Source organism: Streptomyces sp. NPDC087428, assembly GCF_044744085.1.
Classification (GTDB): Bacteria; Actinomycetota; Actinomycetes; order Streptomycetales; family Streptomycetaceae; genus Streptomyces.
The window spans coordinates 204,523-222,728 of record NZ_JBIUXR010000008.1; the positions used below are offsets into that span (position 1 = coordinate 204,523).

The window sequence follows — 18,206 nt, forward strand, 5'->3', positions numbered from 1 at the left end:
GGTCGTGGCAGGCGGGCCCGGGGTGTGCGGACGGCGCTGCCGGGGGCGGCTCTTGGCTCGAGATTTGGGAGTCATCTCATTGGGGTGAGTCTGCGGTAGCAGACGAGAGTGCAGGCGATGCTCGTGAAGGCGTGGAAGTGGTCGGCTCTGCCTCGATGGCGTCGGCGGTAGTCGGTGAGCCACGACAAGGTGCGTAGCGGTGACGGCCCGGTGTCGTTGCAAGGGCTCGACTCCCTTGCGAGCGATGCGCTGCCGGATCCCGCGCTCGCGTAGTCATCGCCGCAGGTGGGAGTAGTCGTAGCCCTTGTCGGCATGTCGCTTCCCAGGTTTACGACACTGCGGTCCGCGCCGAGAGCGGATGGGCGGTATCCCTTGCACGGGCGGAGTGAAGGCCTGGTTGTCGCGCACGTTGGCTCCGGAGTCCGATCCGGTCCTGGACCGGATACCCGGCCAGGTTGAGTGCCGGGCCTTTGGTTCCTGCGCGGCCGCCGCCACTGTGCCGGGAGCGTCAACTTCTCGGTAGCTGATTCACCCTGAGCAAGGGTGGGCGTAAGGGGTGCAACAGGGGCTTTCGGTCAAGACAGTGGTGGCACGAGAGAGATGGGAGGCGTGTGTGGCGGGAGCGGTGTGCCGATGGCGGGGGCGTCCCGGGGCCGGCTTCGCAAACTTTCCGCGCGGGGGTGGCTGACCCCATTCGAGTATCACTTTACGTGTTCACTCGAATGCGGTGCGCTTCTGGGGGTCTCGGCTCCGCCACGGTGCGCAGATGTTCGGCCGGTCGGCGGTGCACTCCAGCAGTGTCGTCTCGAAGGGAAGAACCATGACTACACCTCCTGCTGCTCCGCTCCGGGTCGCCCTGGTCAACGGCAGCTTCGAACAACCCGCCGTGACCGGTGTGGAGATCCTGCCGGACTCCTCGCAGACGCAGGCGGCCAAGCGGGTCCCGGGCTGGCTCACCACCGCCTCCGACCACATGATTGAGCTGTGGCATTCGGGTTTCAACGGTGTGCCGGCAGCTGAGGGCGCCCAGTTCGCCGAACTCAACGCGTACCAGGTCTCCACGCTCTACCAGGACCTGCCGACTACGCCCGGTACGAAGCTGTACTGGCGGCTGTATCACCGTGGCCGCCAGGGGGATGACACCATGGCGCTGGACATCGGCGCGCCGGGCTCCACGGTGCAGCAGAGGCGCTTCACCGACGGCAACACCGCATGGGGTTACTACACAGGCATCTACACCGTCCCCGCGGGCCAGACGCTGACGCGCTTCGCCTTCCGTTCCATCTCTGCCGCCGGCGGCAATCCCAGCATCGGCAACTTCCTGGACGGCATCTTCTTCGGCACCGCCCCTTACGTGGTGCTCGCCAAGACCGCTGTTCCCGCGGGGCCGCTGGAGGTGGGCGACGTCGTCACCTACCGCATCACCGCCAAGAACGAGGGAGGCGGCGGGGCCGAGAACCTCATCCTGACCGACGTCATCCCGCAGGGAACAACGTATCTGCCCGGTTCCCTGCGTATCGTCGACGGCCCGAATGCCGGGGCGAAGAGCGATACGCAAGGTGACGACCAGGCGTACTACGACGCTCAGGCGAACAGGGTCGCCTTCCACCTCGGCAACGGTGCTTCCGGCGCGGAGGGGGGCAGCCTGCCCAACACCGAGTCCCTGCCGGCAGGAACGACGGCGGAGTACCGGGTCACCATCGACCGGGCCAGCGGCGGCAAGCAGATCAGCAACACCGCAACCGCCTCCTACGAGAACAGGCTCGGCGACAAGCCAGAGCCATTGACGTCCACCTCCAACGAGCAGGTAACACAGGTCAAACCGGCCGCCGACCTGACCGTGACGAAGGCAGCCGACGCGACCACCGTCACCGTCGGCCAGACCGTGACCTACCGCATCACCGTCCACAACACCGGCCCGAACCAGGCCACCGGTGTCACCGTCACCGACCAGCTCCCCGACGGCCTCACCTTCCTGTCCGCCGACGGCACACCCGGAAGCTATGACCCGGCCACCGGGCAGTTGGCCGTGGGCGACCTGGCCGACGGCGCCACCGCCACCCTCGTACTGAGGGCCAAGGCCACCAAGGCCGGCCGGACCAGCAACACCGCGACCGCCACCAGCAACGAAAAGGACCCCGACACCACCAACAACACCGACACCGTCACCATCTGCGTCGAACCGGCCCCCTCCTGCTGCGACCCCTGCTCCACCCAGAAGTAGCCCCAGGCGTGCGTCTCGACGGTCGGGCCGTCCACATCTCCGTCCAGGCGATCCGGGCGGAGATGGCCACCCGGCCCGGCCGTATCGCCGCCGGTATCGGCCGGGCCGGGTGGCCACCTCCGCCCCGTGGAACGGCGCCTGTCTCGGAATGCCGTTGCACTTCTCCTGCGGCAACCCCACCGTGTGTCTCCCGGGCTCGGGCGCCGAAGAGAAACGCGGCCTCGCGGCGGCAGAAGCCAAGGTGGGGGCCGCCTACCACCACCTCTGCTCGACACTCAAGGAGATGTCCCTTTCGTGACTTTCGCGACCCGGATCACGACGGCCGGCAACCAATCGGTCACCGTCATCAGCCAGGCCTCGGCCATCACCGACTGGGTCAGCAGGTACCTGGTCCTGTGGTGGACGGCTGCGGACATCGACCCGGGCACCGCGACCGGCCCGGTGATCCGCGCCGACGTCGACGAGGAACAGCACGCCGCGCTTGGAGCCCGCGTGCTTGCCGGTCGTCGGAATCCTCTTCCCGGAGATCGTTCCGGGCGCCGTCCCCGCGCTGACCACGGCGGCCCAGGGCGTGGCCGATGCCGACTTCTTCGGCTCGGCCACCGAGGACCGGTACCCGGACGTCTTCGGGCTCCTGCCCGCCGAAACCTCCACCAAGGATCTCGCCGGGCGCCTGGCCCGGCTGCCCCATCAGGCGCTCACCATGAACCGCGATCCCGAGGCGAGCACCGCCGTACTGCTGGAGGCTACGAGGCACGCCCTTCCGTGAACCCGAGAAGGGCGTGGAGCACGGGACCGTAATCCGTACTCCACGCCCGGTTCGGGGAAGACAACAGGGGCCGCGGCGGGGGCGAAGGAAAGCGGGTCCGGGGCCTTCAGGTCTGGAACCCGGACCGCCACCCGCACCACCGCACTGGCGTCGCACACCCGCCGCGGCCCCGGGGATGTCTGGCGGATCCCCGCGACGCCGCGGGGATCCGCCAGACACCCCCGTCCTGCCCGCGCCCCGCGCAACCCCTCATCCGGGCGGGTGCAACGACGCGAGCAGGGTTTGGGGGCCCAACGAGAGTGCTCAGTCCTCGCGCAGGGCGCGGACGGCCTCCTCCACGCGCTTGCCGTACTCGGTGTCGGCGGCGTGGAAGTGGGCGAGGTTCTTCTCGATCACGTCGTCCCGGGTGACCTGGGACAGGCCGCCCGCGATGTTGGCGATCAGCCGGCCCTTCTCGTCGTCCGACATCAGCCGGTACAGCTCGCCCGCCTGGAAGAAGTCGTCGTCCTTGGTGTGGGCGGGCGCCTCGTGGGTGCCGGTCCAGCCCTGGACGGCCAGCGGCGCGGAGAACGCGGAGTCCGTCTGGGCCGGGCCCGCGTACGAGTTGGGCTCGTAGTTCTTGTCGTGCCGCGCTCCCTGCCGCGTGGCGTGCAGACCGTCGCGGCCGTAGTTGTCGACGACGGCCGTGCGCGGCGCGTTCACCGGGAGCTGGGTGTGGTTGACGCCCAGGCGGTAGCGGTGCGCGTCCGCGTAGGCGAACAGTCGGGCCTGGAGCATCTTGTCCGGCGAGGGGCCGATGCCGGGCACGAAGTTGTTCGGGGAGAACGCGGCCTGCTCGACCTCCGCGAAGACGTTGTCCGGGTTGCGGTCCAGTACGAGCCGGCCCACCCGCTGGAGAGGGTAATCGCTGTGCGGCCACACCTTGGTCAGGTCGAACGGGTTGAACCGGTAGTCCGCGGCGTCGGCGGCCGGCATCACCTGCACGTGCAGGGTCCAGGACGGGTTCATGCCGCGCTCGATCGCCTGGAGCAGGTCCGTCTGGTGCGAGGAGGCGTCCTTGCCGACGAGCTCCGCGGCCTGCTCTGCGGAGAGCGAGCGCACACCCTGGTTGGTCTTGAAGTGGTACTTGACGAAGAAGGCCTCGCCCGCCGCGTTCGTCCACTGGTAGGTGTGCGAGCCGTAGCCGTTCATGTGACGGTACGAGGCGGGGATGCCGCGGTCGCCCATGAGCCAGGTCACCTGGTGCGTCGCCTCGGGGGCGTGGGCCCAGAAGTCCCAGACGTTGTCGGGCTCCTGACGGCCCGTGAACGGGTCGCGCTTCTGGGAGTGGATGAAGTCGGGGAACTTGATCGGGTCCTTGATGAAGAACACCGGGGTGTTGTTGCCGACCAGGTCGTAATTGCCCTCGTCCGTATAGAACTTGAGGGCGAAGCCGCGCGGGTCGCGTACCGCGTCCGCGCCGCCGAGCGAGTCGGCGACCGTGGAGAACCGTATGAAGGTCTCGGTGCGGCGGCCCACCTCGGAGAGGAAGCCGGCGCGGGTGAAGCCGGTGACGTCGTCGGTCACCTCGAAGTAGCCGTACGCGCCGGAGCCCCGGGCGTGCACCACGCGCTCCGGGATGCGCTCCCGGTTGAAGCGGGCGAGCTTCTCCAGGAGGTGACCGTCCTGGAGGAGGATCGGGCCACCGACGCCGGCGGTGGCGGAGTTCTGGTTGTCGGCGACCGGGGCGCCTGACTCGGTCGTAAGCACACGCTGCGTCATGGTGTCGGGGCGACCTTCCGTACGGGGAGCTGCTGAACTGCGACGTCCTGGGGGCTCCAGGAGCGTAGGTACGCCCCGAACCAAACGTCAACAGTTTGTTGAAATTCCTGGTGGAGAGGTGTTCCGGACGGCGCCGGCGCCTGGGCGCGACAGGACAGGTGTCAGCGCCGATGCCGTCCGGAAGTCTGTGGGCCGGGGGGATGCGCACCCGGCGGGGTCGTGCCGGCCGGGTGCGCTCGGGGCCCGGCCGCGCGCCCGCGGGTCAGTCCTGGACGGGCTGGCCGGAGAGGCGCTCGACCGAGCGGAGCAGCGCCGAGTGGTCCAGGCCGCCGTCGCCCTGTGCGCGCAGCGAGGCGACGAGCTGGGCGACGACTCCGCCGACGGGCAGCGCGGCACCGACATTGCGGGCGGCGTCCGTGACGATGCCCATGTCCTTGTGGTGCAGGTCGATCCGGAAGCCGGGCGCGAAGTCCCGGTTCAGGAAGTTGGCCTTCTTGCGGGTCAGCACGGTCGAGCCGGCCAGTCCGCCGTTGAGGACGTCGAGCGCGGCGGCGAGGTCGACCCCGGACTTCTCCAGGAAGACGACGGCCTCGGCGCAGGCCTGGATGTTGACCGCGACGATGAGCTGGTTGGCGGCCTTCACCGTCTGGCCGGAGCCGTGCGGGCCGCAGAGCACGATGGTCTTGCCCAGCGCGTCGAGCACCGGCCGTGCGGCGTCGAAGTCCGCCTGCTCGCCGCCGACCATGATGGAGAGCACGGCCTCGATCGCACCGGCCTCGCCGCCGGAGACCGGGGCGTCCAGCACGCGGATGCCCTTCTCGGCGGCGTGCTTCGCGAGGTCCACGGAGGTCTGCGGGGTGATCGAGGACATGTCGACCAGCAGCGCGCCGCGCCTCGCGTTCTCCAGGATGCCGTCGGGGCCGTACGCGATGGCCTCGACCTGCGGGGAGGCGGGCACCATTGTGATGATCACGTCCGCGTTCCCGACCGCCTCGGCGATCGAGGAGGCGCCGGTGCCGCCGGCCGCGGCCAGCCGGTCGACCTTGTCCTGCTCCAGGGTGTAACCGGTGACGTCGTAACCGGCCTTGATCAGGTTCTCGGACATGGGCGAGCCCATGATCCCGAGGCCGATCCACGCGACCTTGGGGAGGTTGTTGCTCATGAGGGTGCCTTCCGATAAGCGTGTGTACGAGGGGGAGTCCGCCGCTATCGGCGGGCGGCCCGCGCGGTGGCCGGGAGCCACTCGACGGACTCGGCGCTCGGCCGGTCCCCGGGCTTGTACTCCAGGCCGACCCAGCCGTCGTAACCGGCCTTCGCCAGCTCGTCCAGGAGCCGCTCCAGGGGGAGCGAGCCGGTGCCGGGCGCGCCGCGCCCCGGATTGTCGGCGATCTGGACGTGACCGGTCCGGTCGGCGTACGCGGTGATGACCTGGCTGAGGTCCTCACCGTTCATCGACAGGTGGTACAGGTCCATCAGGAACTTCGCGTTGCCGAGGCCGGTCGCCGCGTTGATCCGGTCGACGACCTCGATCCCGGCCGGTGCGCTGACGAGCGGATAGCGCGGCGACTCCGGCGCGTTCAGGGTCTCGATCAGCAGGACCGCCCCGATCCGGTCCGCCGCGCGGGCGGCCAGGACCAGGTTCTCCAGGGCGAGTTCGTCCTGCACGGCGGGGTCCACGCCGTCGATCCGGTTGCCGTAGAGCGCGTTGAGCGCCTTGCAGCCGGTCGAGGCGGCGAAGTCGGCCGCCACCTCGATGTTGGCGCGGAAGCGGTCCGACTCCGTGCCGGGCACGGAGAGTGCGCCGCGGTCGGGGCCGGGCAGCTGTCCGGCGTAGAAGTTCAGCCCCACCAGTTCGGTGCCCGCGTCGTCGAGCGCCTTCCTGAGGGCGTCGAGTTCGGCCTGCGGAGGGGTGGGGGTCTCGATCCACGGCCACCACAGCTCGACCGCGGTGAAGCCCGCCGCGGCTGCTGCCGCGGGGCGCTCCAGGAGCGGGAGTTCCGTGAAGAGGATCGAAAGGTTCACATCGAAGCGCTGGTCCGGGTAGCCCATGAGGGTTTCGGCGCTCCTTCCGTATTGCGGAAGTTAGTTTCTGCTTAACGGAAGATTGCCCGGGGGGTGGGCGGGCTGTCAAGGGGGTGCCCGGAATTCGGGCCGGTCGGACCGGTCGGCGCCGACTGCCGTTGCGCCCTGCGCAATGGCCGGTGCGCCTCTTGCGGCAGCTGTCGGGGGAGGCCACTGTGGCTGACACATCCGACGCAGCCGACCCCACGAGGTGCCTCGCATGACCACCCCCACAAGCCGCCGCACCCTTCTCGGAGCACTCCTGGCGGGCGGTGCCCTCGCCGCCGCCCCCTCGCTTCCCCGCTCCGGACGTCAGGCACGGTCCCCGCGCACGGCCGGAGAGGGGGCGCGCGGGACCGCGACGCTCTTCCTCGGCACCTACACCTCGACGACCCCGGGAGGCACCGGAATCGGCGTCGCCTCCTACGACCCGGCCGCCGGCACCATCACCGGCCGCACCGTCGTCACCGGCGTCGAGAACCCGTCGTTCCTCGCGCTGCACCCCACGGGCACCACGCTCTACGCGGTCGACGAGCAGCAGCAGGGCGGCGTCACGGCGGTGGCGCTCGCCGGCGACGGGACCTTCCGGGTGCTGGGCACGCGGGACACCGGTGGCGCGGGACCCTGCCACCTCTCCGTCCACCCCGGCGGAAAGTGGCTGTTCAGCGCCAACTACACCTCCGGCAGCGTCGCCGTGCACCCCCTGGCCGCCGACGGCACGCCGGGGGAGCGCACCGACCTGGTCGCCCACACGGCACCCGCGCCCGGACCCGGCCAGGACGGGCCGCACGCCCACCAGATCATCACCGCCCCCGGCGGCCACATCCTCGCCGTCGACCTGGGCAACGACACGGTGTACACCTACCGGCTCGACGAGGAGCGGGGCACCCTGGAGCAGCTCTCGTACGCCGCGCTGCGCCCCGGCGCCGGACCGCGCTCGCTCACCTTCCACTCCGGCGGCCGCTACGCGTACCTGGCCTGCGAGGTCGACAACACGGTCGTGGTCTGCGGATACGACCCCGCGACCGGCGTGCTGACCCCGGGCGCCCCGCAGTCCACCGGAACGGGCAGCGGCACCAGCTACCCCGCCCAGCTCCTGGTCACCGGTGACGGCCGCTTCGCCTACCTCGCCAACCGCGGGCACAACAGCCTCACCAGGTACGCCGTCGAGGACGGCGGGGCCGCGCTCCGGCTGCTGGACACCGTGCCGGTGGGTGGCGACTTCCCCCGGCACATCGCCTTCTCCCCGGACGAGTCGCTGCTGCTGGCCGCCAACCAGAAGTCCGGCACGGTGACGGTGTTCCGGGTGGACGGGGGAAGCGGCGCGCTGGAGTCCGCGGGGACACCGTTCGCCGCCCCGGCGGCGGTCTGCGTGCTCCCGCTCTGAGGGCCGTGCGGGGGTGCCCGTCCGTTAGTGTCGTGCCCGAGCCGCGGGGTTCCCCGCCGCGGTGAACACGCACCATGGAGGCACCGTGCGCTTGAGAGTGGAGTTCACCACCGAGCCCTTCGATCTCGACGAGGCGCCCGCCCACGCGGTCGTCGCCCGTGAGGTCGTCCAGTCCGCCGACCTGGACGCCGTGGACGTCGGCCCCTTCGGCAACACGGCCGAGGGCGGCGCCGACGAGGTGCTCACCGCGGTGGACTCCCTCCTGCGCAAGGCCCTGGCATCAGGTGCCACCCGGGTCTCCCTTCAGGTCAACGTGATCGGGGAGGACTCCAAGTGACCGAGTCCGCGGACCACCCCCTCGTCGCCGCGGTCAAGCCGCTCGTCGACGCCATGGGGGGCGAGCTGCTCGGCCCCGAGCAGGCGCAGCCCGACGACGTCGTGCTGGCCTGGGAGGGGCTGGACGTCATAGCGGTCCGGCTGCCGCAGCTCTCGGACTCGCTGGATCACATCCTGGCCGCCATGGAGCGCCGACACGGCATGCCGCTCGCCGAGCTGGACCGCAGGACCAAGCAGACGGTCGTGCGGAGCCTGGAGGCACGCGGTGCCTTCTCCGTACGTCATGGGGTGGAGACGGTGGCGGGGGCCCTGGGGGTCAGCCGGTTCACCGTCTACAACTACCTGAACAGGGATATCGGCCCGAAGAGCGAGTAGTCGGGCCCGCGGACGGGTGCGGTCCGCGCTGCGTCACGGAAGGCCGTCGTCCGGATCATCGGGCGACGGCCTTTTACATGAACGTAATTTCAACAAAGTGTTGACGTGGTGTTGTGGAGGGCGTTAGCTATCCGCAGCCCGACCGACGCACAGCGAAAGACAGCCACGGAGGCTCCCGTGACTTCGAGCTCCACACCGGGCCCGGCCCGGTTCAACACCCTGGCGGACCACGAGGCGGCCGCCGCGCTGCACGAGGTCTGTGCCAGTGCGGCCTGGGGAAGAGCGATCCTCTCCGGGCGCCCCTACGCCACGGCCGAAGCCCTGTTCTCCGCGAGCGACGCCGCCACGGCGGCCCTCGGCGCGCAGGACCTGGCCGAGGCCATGGCCGGTCACCCGCCCATCGGCCGCCCGAAGCCGGGGGACCCGACCTCCTCCCGCGAACAGCGGGGGATGGCCGGCGCCACCGAGGAGCTCAAGGCCGAGATGCTCGAACTCAACCTGGCCTACCAGGAGCGGTTCGGACACGTCTTCCTGATCTGCGCCACCGGGGCCACCGGTGAGCAGATGCGCGACGCGGTGAAGGCCCGGTCCGGGAACTCGCCCGAGCAGGAGCGCGGACATGTGCGCACCGAACTGGGCAAGATCAACCGCATCAGGCTGACCCGTCTCGTCACAGAAGGAGAGTGAAGGCCTTGACCACCTTCGCCACCGCATCGGTGTCCACCCACATCCTGGACACCAGCACCGGCCGCCCCGCCGCGGACGTTCCCGTCTCGCTCGCGGCCCGCACGGGCAGCGACGCGCGGTGGGTGGCGCTCGGCGGCTCGGCGACCGATGCGGACGGGCGCTGCAAGGACCTGCCGGCCCTGCCGGAGGGCACCACCCACGTACGGCTCGACTTCGAGACCGAGTCGTACTTCACAGCCAAGAAGCAAGCCGAGGCGCAGCAGGACGCCCCCCGCGTAAGGGACAGCGGTGCGTTCTTCCCGGAGGTGGCGATCACTTTCGCCGTCACCCCGGGCGAGCACTATCACGTACCGCTGCTGCTCAACCCGTTCGGCTACTCCGTATACCGAGGGAGCTAGCAGACACATGCCCACGATTCTCGGCCAGAACCAGTACGGCAAAGCGGAGAACCGCGTCGTCAGGATCACGCGGGACGGCGACACCCACCACATCAAGGACCTGAACGTCTCCGTCGCCCTCTCCGGCGACATGGACGACGTCCACTACTCGGGCTCCAACGCGAACGTCCTGCCGACCGACACCACCAAGAACACGGTGTTCGCGTTCGCCAAGGAGTACGGCATCGAGTCCGCCGAGCAGTTCGGTATCCACCTGGCCCGGCACTTCGTGTCGTCGCAGGAGCCGATCCAGACCGCCCGGATCCGGATCGAGGAGTACTCCTGGGAGCGCATCGAGACCTCCGGCGGCAACTCGCGGTTCATCGGCGCCGACGAGGTGAAGCACTCCTTCGTCCGCAAGGGCCAGGAGACCCGCACCTCCCAGATCACCTACGACGGCGAGAAGTGGGAGGTCATCTCCGGCCTCAAGGAACTCTCGGTGATGAACTCGACCAACTCCGAGTTCTGGGGCTACGTCAAGGACAAGTACACGACGCTCAAGGAGGCGTACGACCGCGTCCTGGCCACCGACGTGTCCGCCCGGTGGCGTTACAACTGGACCAGCGACGAGGCCCGCATGCCGAACTGGGAGAAGTCCTTCGAGCAGGCGCGCAAGCACATGCTCGAAGCCTTCGCGGAGACGTACTCCCTCTCCCTCCAGCAGACCCTCTACCAGATGGGTTCGCGCATCATCAACAGCCGCAGCGAGATCGACGAGATCCGCTTCTCGCTGCCGAACAACCACCACTTCCTGGTGGACCTGGAGCCGTTCGGCCTCAAGAACGACAATGAGGTCTACTTCGCGGCCGACCGTCCGTACGGGCTCATCGAGGCCACCGTACTGAGGGACGGCATCGAGCCGCGGATCCCGGTCGACATGACCAACCTCTGACGCGGCACCGCGCCGGTTCCCGTCCGTCCACAGCGGGCGGGGACCGGTCGGGCCGGAGGGAACTCCCATGGCACAGCCTGCACTTGGGCCCGCGGAAGCGATAGGCCCAGGTCCCACCCAGCCGGACGGTCCGATCCATCCGGTGGACGAAAAGCCTGCTCCGTCGCGGCTCCTGCCCGCCGCGCTCCAGCACATCGCCGCCATGTACGCGGGCGTCGTCACCCCTGCGCTCGTCATCGGACAGGCCGTCGGACTCGATCCGGCCGGCATGACCCGGCTGATCGCGGCGAGCCTCCTCATCGCCGGCTGCGCCACCCTCCTGCAGACCCTCGGCATCGGGGGCTTCGCCGGCAACCGGCTCCCGTTCGTCAACGCCGCCTCGTCCGCGGGGATCGCCCCGATGCTCGCCATCGCGGAGACCAGCGCGCCGGGTCACCAACTCCCCGCGATCTACGGGGCGGTGCTCGTCGCAGGCGTGTTCTGTCTGCTCATCGGTCCGTTCTTCGGCCGGCTGCTGCGGTTCTTCCCGCCGCTCGTCACCGGCGTCGTCATCACCCTCATCGGCGTCACCCTGATGCCGGTCCCGGTCTCCTGGGCGCAGGGCGGTGACAAGACCGCGGCGGACTTCGGCGCGACGAAGTACCTCGCGCTGGCCGCCTTCACCCTGGCCGTCATTCTGGTCATCCAGCGGTTCGGACGCGGTTTCCTCAAGCAAGTGGCCCTGTTGGTGGGGCTGTTGATCGGCACTTTGGCCGCCATCCCCTTCGGCCTCGCCGACTTCTCCGCCCTGCGCTCCGCGCCGCTCGCCGCACTGCCCACCCCCTTCGCCTTCGGCGCACCGGAGTTCAGGCCCGCCGCGATCCTCTCCCTCTGCATCGTGATGCTCGTCCTGATGACCGAGTCGTCCGCCGGGATGCTGGCCCTCGGCGAGATCTGCGACCGGCGCACCGACGGCCGCACCATCACCCGCGGGCTGCGCACCGACGGCATCGCCACCCTGATCGGACCGGTCTTCGGCGGCTTCCCGACGAGCGCCTTCGCGCAGAACGTCGGCGTGGTCTCCCTCACGAAGGTACGGAGCCGCTACGTCGTCGCGGCAGCCGGCGGCGCCCTGCTGATCCTCGGCGTCTTCCCGGTGCTCGGCGCGGTCGTCTCGCTCGTCCCGATGCCCGTGCTCGGCGGCGCCGGTATCGTCCTGTTCGGCTCGATCGCGGTGAGCGGCATCCGCACGCTCTCCGAGGCCGGGCTCGACGACAGCTCGAACATCATCCTGGTCGCCGTGGCGCTCGGCGCGGGCATCATCCCGCTCGCCGCACCCGGTTTCTACGCCGGATTCCCCTCCTGGGCACAGACCGTACTGGGCTCCGGCATCAGCGCCGGAGCGCTCGTCGCGGTCCTGCTCAATCTCTTCTTCCACCATCTCGGCACCCACAGCCGCACGGCCGTGGCACTCAAATCCTCCTAGGGTCCTGCCGTGCCCACATCGCTGATGAGAGAAGGAAGCACCATGGCAGCACAGGCAGTGCCCGAGCGCGTGGAACGCATCGTCATCGAGAACTGTTCGATCGCCACCGTCGACGCCGACGACACCGAGTACGCCTCGGGCCATGTCGTCGTCGCGGGCAACCGCATCGAGTCCGTCGGCGCCGGCCGGGCACCGGACGGTCTGGAGAACGTCGTACGCCGGATCGACGGCACCGGGCATCTCGTCACGCCCGGTCTGATCAACACGCACCACCACTTCTACCAGTGGATCACCCGCGGCCTGGCCACCGACCACAACCTCTTCGACTGGCTGGTCGCGCTGTACCCGACCTGGGCGCGCATCGACGAGCCGATGGTCCGCGCCGCCGCGCAGGGCTCGCTCGCCATGATGGCCCGCGGCGGTGTCACCACCGCGATGGACCACCACTACGTGTACCCGCGGGGCTCCGGCGACCTGACCGGCGCGATCATCGGCGCCGCCCGCGAGACGGGCGTACGGTTCACCCTCGCCCGTGGCTCCATGGACCGCAGCGAGAAGGACGGCGGGCTGCCGCCGGACTTCGCCGTGGAGACCCTCGAAGGCGCCCTGGCCGGCACCGAGGCGGCCATCGACGCGCACCACGACGCCTCCTTCGACGCGATGACCCAGATCGCCGTCGCACCCTGCTCCCCGTTCTCCGTGTCCACCGAACTGATGCGGCAGGGAGCCGAGTTGGCCCGCCGCCGCGGAGTGCGGCTGCACACCCATGGCTCGGAGACCGTGGAGGAGGAGAAGTTCTGCCACGAGCTGTTCGGCATGGGCCCGACCGACTACTTCGAGTCGACCGGCTGGCTCGGGGACGACGTGTGGATGGCGCACTGCGTCCACATGAACGACTCCGACATCGCCGCCTTCGCCCGCACCGGCACCGGCGTCGCGCACTGCCCGTCCTCCAACGCCCGGCTCGCCGCGGGCATCGCCCGGGTCCCGGACATGCTCGCCGCGGGCGTCCCGGTCGGCCTCGGCGTCGACGGCACCGCGTCCAACGAGTCCGGCGAGCTCCACACCGAACTGCGCAACGCCCTCCTCGTCAACCGCCTCGGCCCGCACCGCGAAGGCGCCCTGAACGCCCGTCAGGCACTGCGCCTGGGCACGTACGGCGGCGCCCAGGTCCTCGGCCGGGCCGAGCAGATCGGCTCCCTGGAGCCCGGCAAGCTGGCCGACCTGGTCATGTGGAAGCTGGACACCCTCGCCCACGCCTCCATCGCCGACCCGGTGACCGCCCTGGTCCTCGGCGCCGCGGCCCCCGTCACGCTCTCCCTCGTCAACGGCAAGCCGGTCGTCGAGGGCAACCGCCTCATCACCGTGGACGAGGACGCCCTCGCCCGCGCCACCCGCGACGAGGCCCGCCGCCTCGCGCAGATCGCCGCCGGGGCCTGACGGCCCGGCGCCCCCGAACCGGCCGGCCGAGGGGGACGGCCCTCGACCGGCCGCCGTGGACCCGAGCGGGGCCCACGGCAACCGGTACGGGGACGCGTACCAGACGTACGCGTCCCCGTACCGCTGAACCGAGCTGCCGCACCAGCTGCACGACCTGCACCAACGCACCACCTCCCTGATACCCACGTCGCCGCAGACGTGTACCCGACCGGAGGAACCGCCGTGGCAGCTACGCCCAGGTTTCGCAATGACGCAGACGCAGCACCCGACCCCGAGGACACCTCTGAGCCGGCCCGGCCCGACCGCACTCATCCGGTCGACGAGACACTTCCCCCACTGAAGATGTTCACCAGCGGCCTCCAGCACGTGGCCGCGATGTACGCGGGTGTGGTGGCCCCGCCCATGATCGTGGGCCCCGCCGTGGGCCTCAGCCCGAAGGAGACCGCCTTCCTCATGGGGGCGAGCCTGTTCACCGCGGGCATCGCCACCCTGCTCCAGACCCTCGGCTTCTGGCGCATCGGCGCCCGGCTGCCGTTCGTCAACGGCGTCTCGTTCGCCGGGGTGACGCCCATGGTGGCGATCGGCAAGGACCGGGGACACGACGGCATCGCCGTCATCTTCGGCGCGATCATCGTCGCGAGCCTCCTCGGCTTCGTCCTCGCCCCCTACTTCTGTAAACTGGTCCGGTTCTTCCCGCCCGTCGTCACCGGCACGGTCATCACCCTGATCGGTGTCTCCCTGCTGCCGGTCGCCTTCAACTGGTCCCAGGGCGGCAACGCCACGGCCGACGACTACGGCTCCACCACCAACATCATCATGGCGGCGGTCACCCTGGTGATCGTCCTCGCGCTGAGGAAACTCCTCCGCGGCTTCCTCCAGCAGATCGCGATCCTGCTCGGACTCATCGCCGGCACACTCGTCGCGATCCCGGTCGGCATCACCGACTTCGGCGCCATCAAGGACGCCGACGCGGTCGGCTTCCCCACCCCGTTCCACTTCGGGGCACCGCAGTTCGAGATCGCCGCGATCGTCTCGATGTGCATCGTCATGCTGGTCTGCATGACCGAGTCGACCGCGGACATGCTGGCCCTCGGCAAGATCGTCGACCGGCCGGCCGACGAGCGGACCATCGAGGGAGGTCTGCGCGCCGACACCCTGGGCAGCGCCATCAGCCCGCTGTTCAACGGCTTCATGTGCAGCGCCTTCGCCCAGAACATAGGGCTGGTCGCGATGACCAAGGTCCGCAGCCGCTTCGTCGTCGCCGCGGGCGGCGGCATCCTCATCCTGCTCGGCCTGTTCCCGGTGGCCGCGTCCGTCATCGCGCTGGTACCGCTGCCGGTGCTCGGCGGCGCCGGCATCGTGCTCTTCGGGTCGGTCGCCGCGAGCGGCATCCAGACCCTGGCGAGCGCCGCTCTGGAGAAGGGCGAGAACGCCCTGATCGTGGCCGCCGCAGTCGGCATAGGCCTGATACCGATCGCCGCGCCGGAGTTCTACCACGCCTTCCCCGAGGACCTGCTCGTCGTGCTTGACTCCGGGATATCCACCGGATGCGTCGTGGCGATCGTCCTCAACCTGGCCTTCAACCACCTGGGCCGGAAGCCGGACGCCGAGGCGGATGCGGGGGTGAAGGAGCTGGAAGAGGTGAACGCGCCCTCTGTGGGCGTGCACTGACGACCCGTCACAGTGCTGTGGCGCGTACGGCCCTACCCGTGAGAGGGGCCGTACGCGCCACAGCCGTGCCCGGATCCGTCAGCCGATGTGGAAGCTGTCGCCGTACACCTTCCAGTCGAGCGGCGGGTTCAGGTTCAGATTGCCGTTCTTCAGGAACACCCGCTGGGCGGTGTCCACCCGGCTGGTGTCCGAGTGGGCCTCCTCCTGCTGCATGGCCCAGACCCGCGCGTCCAGGAAGGCGTTGAGGTAGGTGACCTCGTTGCCGCCCTGGGCCGGCGGCTTCGCCTTCGCGAGGGCCCGCTTGCGGATGCTGCTGAAGCTCGTGCTGTCGCCGCCGTCGCCGTGCATGACGATGGCGTCGTAGTAAGCGAACTGGCCGAGCGTGCCCAGTCCGTCGCTCTTGCCCCGGCTGACCGCCGGGTCGAAGTACACCCGGTCGCGCTCGTCGTTCTGCGCCTGCTGGAACGCCGAGTCGGCCGCGGCCTTCTTCCAGGCGGCCTGGAAGCCCGGGTCGAGCCCTTCGTGCGAGTCGCTGCCGTCCACCTCGCGCAGGGCGGGCAGGTACTGGGCGAGCGGGTTGCCCGGCTTGCGCTGCGTGTACAGCTCCACCAGGTCCAGCATGTCGCCGGTGCCGGAGCAGAAGCCGATGATGCCCGCGGTGTAGCCGCGGCCGTCGTCGATGTCCTCGATGTACTTGTACTGGGACTTCCAGTCCAGCGAGGAGTTCTCCGCGCTGGAGACCAGTTGCATGGCGATGTCCTTCTTCGCCGGATCGTCGAGCCCGGTCGCGGCAGCCTCCTGGTGGTGAGCGGCCGGCGGCGCGGGGGCGGTGCCGGCGAATGCGGTGGCGGGAACAGCCGTGAGCGTCAGCCCGAGTGCGACGAGCGCGACGCGCAGGGTACGGGTGTTGCGACGTGCGGTGCGCTTGTGGGGAGCGTTCACCAGTCCTCCAAAGGAGTTCGTCGTTCCGATTCTTCTGTTAGGAAGCTTTCCTATCAGAGTGGAACGACTGCCGTACACCCCTGTGACACAGATGGGTTGGGAACGGCCCCGGGACCGGGGGACGGGGAGGCCGGCCGGCTAAGGACCCTCGATCCGGTAGCTGTCGCCGTACACCTTCCACCGCAGTGGTGTCTCCAGGCCGAGTCTGCCCTCGCGCACGAACACCCGCTGGGCCGTCTCGACCCGGCTGGTGTCGTGGTGCGAGGGCTCCTCGCGCATCGCCGCGACCCGGGCGTCCAGGAACGCGTCGAGATAGGCCACCTCGGCGCCGCCCCGCGAGGGCGCGCGGGCCTTCGCGAGCGCGTGCCGGCGCATCGTACGGAAGCCGACCGTGCCGTCCGCGTCGCCGGACCCGTGCATCACATAGGCGTCGTAGTAGATGAACTGGCCCAGTGCGCCGAGCCCGTCCGCCTTGGCCTGCGCGACCGCGGGGCCGAAGTACGAGGCGTCCCGCTCGGCGTCCTGCGCCGACCGGAAGGCCGCGTCGCCGGCCGCGTCCGCCCATGCCTCGGTGAACCGGCGGCCGAGCCCGGTGTGCGCGTCGGTGCCCTCCACCGCCCGCAGCGCCGGCCGGAACCGCGCCAGCGGATTTCCGGGCCGGGCCTTCGCGTACCGCTCGACGACGCGTCGCATGTCGCCGGTGCCGGAGCAGAAGCCGATGATGCCCGCGGTGTAGCCGCGGCCGTCGTCGATGTCCTCGATGTACCCGTACTGGGACTTCCAGTCCAGCGAGGAGTTCTCCGCGCTGGAGACCAGTTGCATGGCGATGTCCTTCTTCGCCGGATCCTCCAGGCCGGTCGCCGCGGACCCCTTGCCGTAGGCGGTGCCCGGTCCCGCCGCCGAGCATCCGGAGAGCACGGCCGCGGCCATGACGAGGGCGGCGGCCGAGGCGATCAGGGAACGCGTGCTGAGCTTCACCGCACCAGCCTGCCAGGTCGCGGGAGGGATCCTCGCCCGTACACGGCGTTCTTCGTCCGCCGGTCGGACGGCCGCCCGCCCCCGCGACCGGCCCTTCAGCCGCCGGGCCGCCAGTCGGGGCGGCGGCCGCTCCGGGCGACCGCCCGGTCCAGCAGCGGCGCGTCGTCCGGCACCGGGACCGGCGGGCCGAACGGCGAGCCGGCCGGCGGGCTGTCGCCCAGGGCGGCCAGCAGCGCCAGTGTGGAGTGCAGATGCGCCTCCTCGGCCCGGAACGGCTGCCCGGTCGACCGCGCCAGGTCCCAGCCGTGCAGCACCAGCTCGTTGAGCGCGACCATGCCCGCCACCTCGCCCGGCAGGTCCACGCTGCCCGCCCGGCTCATGCCCTGCCAGGCGCCGGGGGAGCGCCAGGCGGTGGCCATGGCATCCAGCGCCCCGGGCAGCGTGCCGCGCCAGTCGTCCTCCAGCACCATCTCCGCCACCGAGGGCGCCGTGTCGGTCGTCGGCCCCAGCTCCTTGCGCGCGGCATCGCGGAAGGCCACGGCCAGCCCGCCGATGTGGGCGAGCAGGGCGCTCACCGTGACACCGGGGCACGGGGTCGGCGCGGACAGCCAGGCGTCGTCCACCGCGTCGAGCAGCCCGGTGAGCTGCCGGGCCGCGGGTTCCAGATCCTGCGGGGGAGCGGTCTCGGTCGTGTCGTCCGTCTTCGTCCTGTCGTCCATACAGTGCAGACTCCCCGCGCGCCCCGAACTCATCGCCCGGCGACGCGCCGGGTGCCCCGGAC

17 protein-coding genes and 1 pseudogene are annotated in these 18,206 nt (G+C 70.3%); 11 read left to right on the forward strand and 7 right to left on the reverse strand.

Translation table 11 applies throughout. The annotated features are described in order from the left end of the window. Positions 1-71: 71 nt before the first annotated feature. A pseudogene (locus ACIO3R_RS18805) lies at positions 72-420 on the reverse strand (IS5/IS1182 family transposase); the annotation flags it as partial. Between the two features lie 400 nt (positions 421-820). Between ACIO3R_RS18805 and ACIO3R_RS18810 the strand changes: the two are divergent. Both ACIO3R_RS18810 and ACIO3R_RS18815 read left to right on the forward strand, forming a co-directional pair. Beyond that, positions 821-2,224 (forward strand): hypothetical protein, encoded by a 1,404-nt coding sequence (locus ACIO3R_RS18810; protein WP_402106866.1) that lies wholly within the window; start codon positions 821-823, stop codon positions 2,222-2,224. Positions 2,225-2,720: 496 nt separating this feature from the next. Further along, a complete protein-coding gene (locus ACIO3R_RS18815) occupies positions 2,721-2,993 on the forward strand; it encodes a hypothetical protein (protein ID WP_402106867.1) in 273 nt (90 codons plus the stop codon). A gap of 303 nt (positions 2,994-3,296) precedes the next feature. On the opposite strand, the gene ACIO3R_RS18820 is transcribed toward ACIO3R_RS18815, so the two are convergent. The 3 genes from ACIO3R_RS18820 to ACIO3R_RS18830 form a co-directional block, all read right to left on the reverse strand. Continuing rightward, positions 3,297-4,754: a catalase gene (locus ACIO3R_RS18820; protein ID WP_402106871.1), complete on the reverse strand. Its 1,458-nt coding sequence runs from the start codon at positions 4,752-4,754 to the stop codon at positions 3,297-3,299. Positions 4,755-5,016: 262 nt separating this feature from the next. Beyond that, positions 5,017-5,916 carry a 2-hydroxy-3-oxopropionate reductase gene (locus ACIO3R_RS18825; protein ID WP_385039196.1) on the reverse strand — a complete coding sequence of 300 codons (900 nt, stop codon included), beginning with the start codon at positions 5,914-5,916 and terminating at the stop codon, positions 5,017-5,019. Positions 5,917-5,960: 44 nt separating this feature from the next. Then, positions 5,961-6,803, reverse strand: coding sequence for a TIM barrel protein (locus ACIO3R_RS18830; RefSeq protein ID WP_402106875.1), 843 nt, complete (start codon positions 6,801-6,803; stop codon positions 5,961-5,963). Between the two features lie 232 nt (positions 6,804-7,035). Between ACIO3R_RS18830 and ACIO3R_RS18835 the strand changes: the two genes are divergently transcribed. From ACIO3R_RS18835 to ACIO3R_RS18875, 9 genes are all read left to right on the forward strand, one after another. Continuing rightward, positions 7,036-8,202, forward strand: a complete 1,167-nt coding sequence (locus ACIO3R_RS18835; protein WP_402106878.1) for a lactonase family protein — start codon at positions 7,036-7,038, stop codon at positions 8,200-8,202. Between the two features lie 85 nt (positions 8,203-8,287). Next, the gene (locus ACIO3R_RS18840; RefSeq protein ID WP_363071400.1) at positions 8,288-8,539 is read left to right on the forward strand and encodes a hypothetical protein; all 252 of its coding nucleotides are present in this window, start codon (positions 8,288-8,290) and stop codon (positions 8,537-8,539) included. Then, entirely contained in the window at positions 8,536-8,913 is a 378-nt protein-coding gene (locus ACIO3R_RS18845) for a helix-turn-helix domain-containing protein (RefSeq protein ID WP_385039189.1), read from the forward strand. Before ACIO3R_RS18840 ends, ACIO3R_RS18845 begins: the two co-directional genes overlap by 4 nt. A 177-nt stretch (positions 8,914-9,090) precedes the next feature. Continuing rightward, a complete protein-coding gene (uraD, locus tag ACIO3R_RS18850) occupies positions 9,091-9,600 on the forward strand; it encodes a 2-oxo-4-hydroxy-4-carboxy-5-ureidoimidazoline decarboxylase (RefSeq protein WP_385039186.1) in 510 nt (169 codons plus the stop codon). Between the two features lie 5 nt (positions 9,601-9,605). Then, complete coding sequence (uraH, locus tag ACIO3R_RS18855; RefSeq protein WP_385039183.1) at positions 9,606-9,998, forward strand: hydroxyisourate hydrolase; 393 nt, start codon at positions 9,606-9,608, stop codon at positions 9,996-9,998. A gap of 7 nt (positions 9,999-10,005) precedes the next feature. Continuing rightward, positions 10,006-10,929, forward strand: coding sequence for a factor-independent urate hydroxylase (pucL, locus tag ACIO3R_RS18860; protein WP_402106883.1), 924 nt, complete (start codon positions 10,006-10,008; stop codon positions 10,927-10,929). Positions 10,930-10,996: 67 nt separating this feature from the next. Beyond that, the gene (locus ACIO3R_RS18865; RefSeq protein WP_402106887.1) at positions 10,997-12,394 is read left to right on the forward strand and encodes a nucleobase:cation symporter-2 family protein; all 1,398 of its coding nucleotides are present in this window, start codon (positions 10,997-10,999) and stop codon (positions 12,392-12,394) included. 42 nt (positions 12,395-12,436) lie between these two features. Beyond that, the gene (locus ACIO3R_RS18870) at positions 12,437-13,834 is read left to right on the forward strand and encodes an 8-oxoguanine deaminase (RefSeq protein ID WP_402106890.1); all 1,398 of its coding nucleotides are present in this window, start codon (positions 12,437-12,439) and stop codon (positions 13,832-13,834) included. Positions 13,835-14,056: 222 nt separating this feature from the next. Further along, complete coding sequence (locus ACIO3R_RS18875) at positions 14,057-15,505, forward strand: nucleobase:cation symporter-2 family protein (RefSeq protein WP_402106892.1); 1,449 nt, start codon at positions 14,057-14,059, stop codon at positions 15,503-15,505. Between the two features lie 78 nt (positions 15,506-15,583). Here the strand turns inward: ACIO3R_RS18875 and ACIO3R_RS18880 are convergent, their stop codons facing one another. From ACIO3R_RS18880 to ACIO3R_RS18890, 3 genes are all read right to left on the reverse strand, one after another. Further along, the gene (locus tag ACIO3R_RS18880) at positions 15,584-16,447 is read right to left on the reverse strand and encodes a chitosanase (protein WP_402106895.1); all 864 of its coding nucleotides are present in this window, start codon (positions 16,445-16,447) and stop codon (positions 15,584-15,586) included. A 138-nt stretch (positions 16,448-16,585) separates the two neighbouring features. Beyond that, the gene (locus tag ACIO3R_RS18885) at positions 16,586-17,377 is read right to left on the reverse strand and encodes a chitosanase (RefSeq protein ID WP_385039201.1); all 792 of its coding nucleotides are present in this window, start codon (positions 17,375-17,377) and stop codon (positions 16,586-16,588) included. Between the two features lie 143 nt (positions 17,378-17,520). Further along, positions 17,521-18,144, reverse strand: coding sequence for a TIGR03086 family metal-binding protein (locus ACIO3R_RS18890; RefSeq protein WP_402106897.1), 624 nt, complete (start codon positions 18,142-18,144; stop codon positions 17,521-17,523). Positions 18,145-18,206 lie beyond the last annotated feature (62 nt).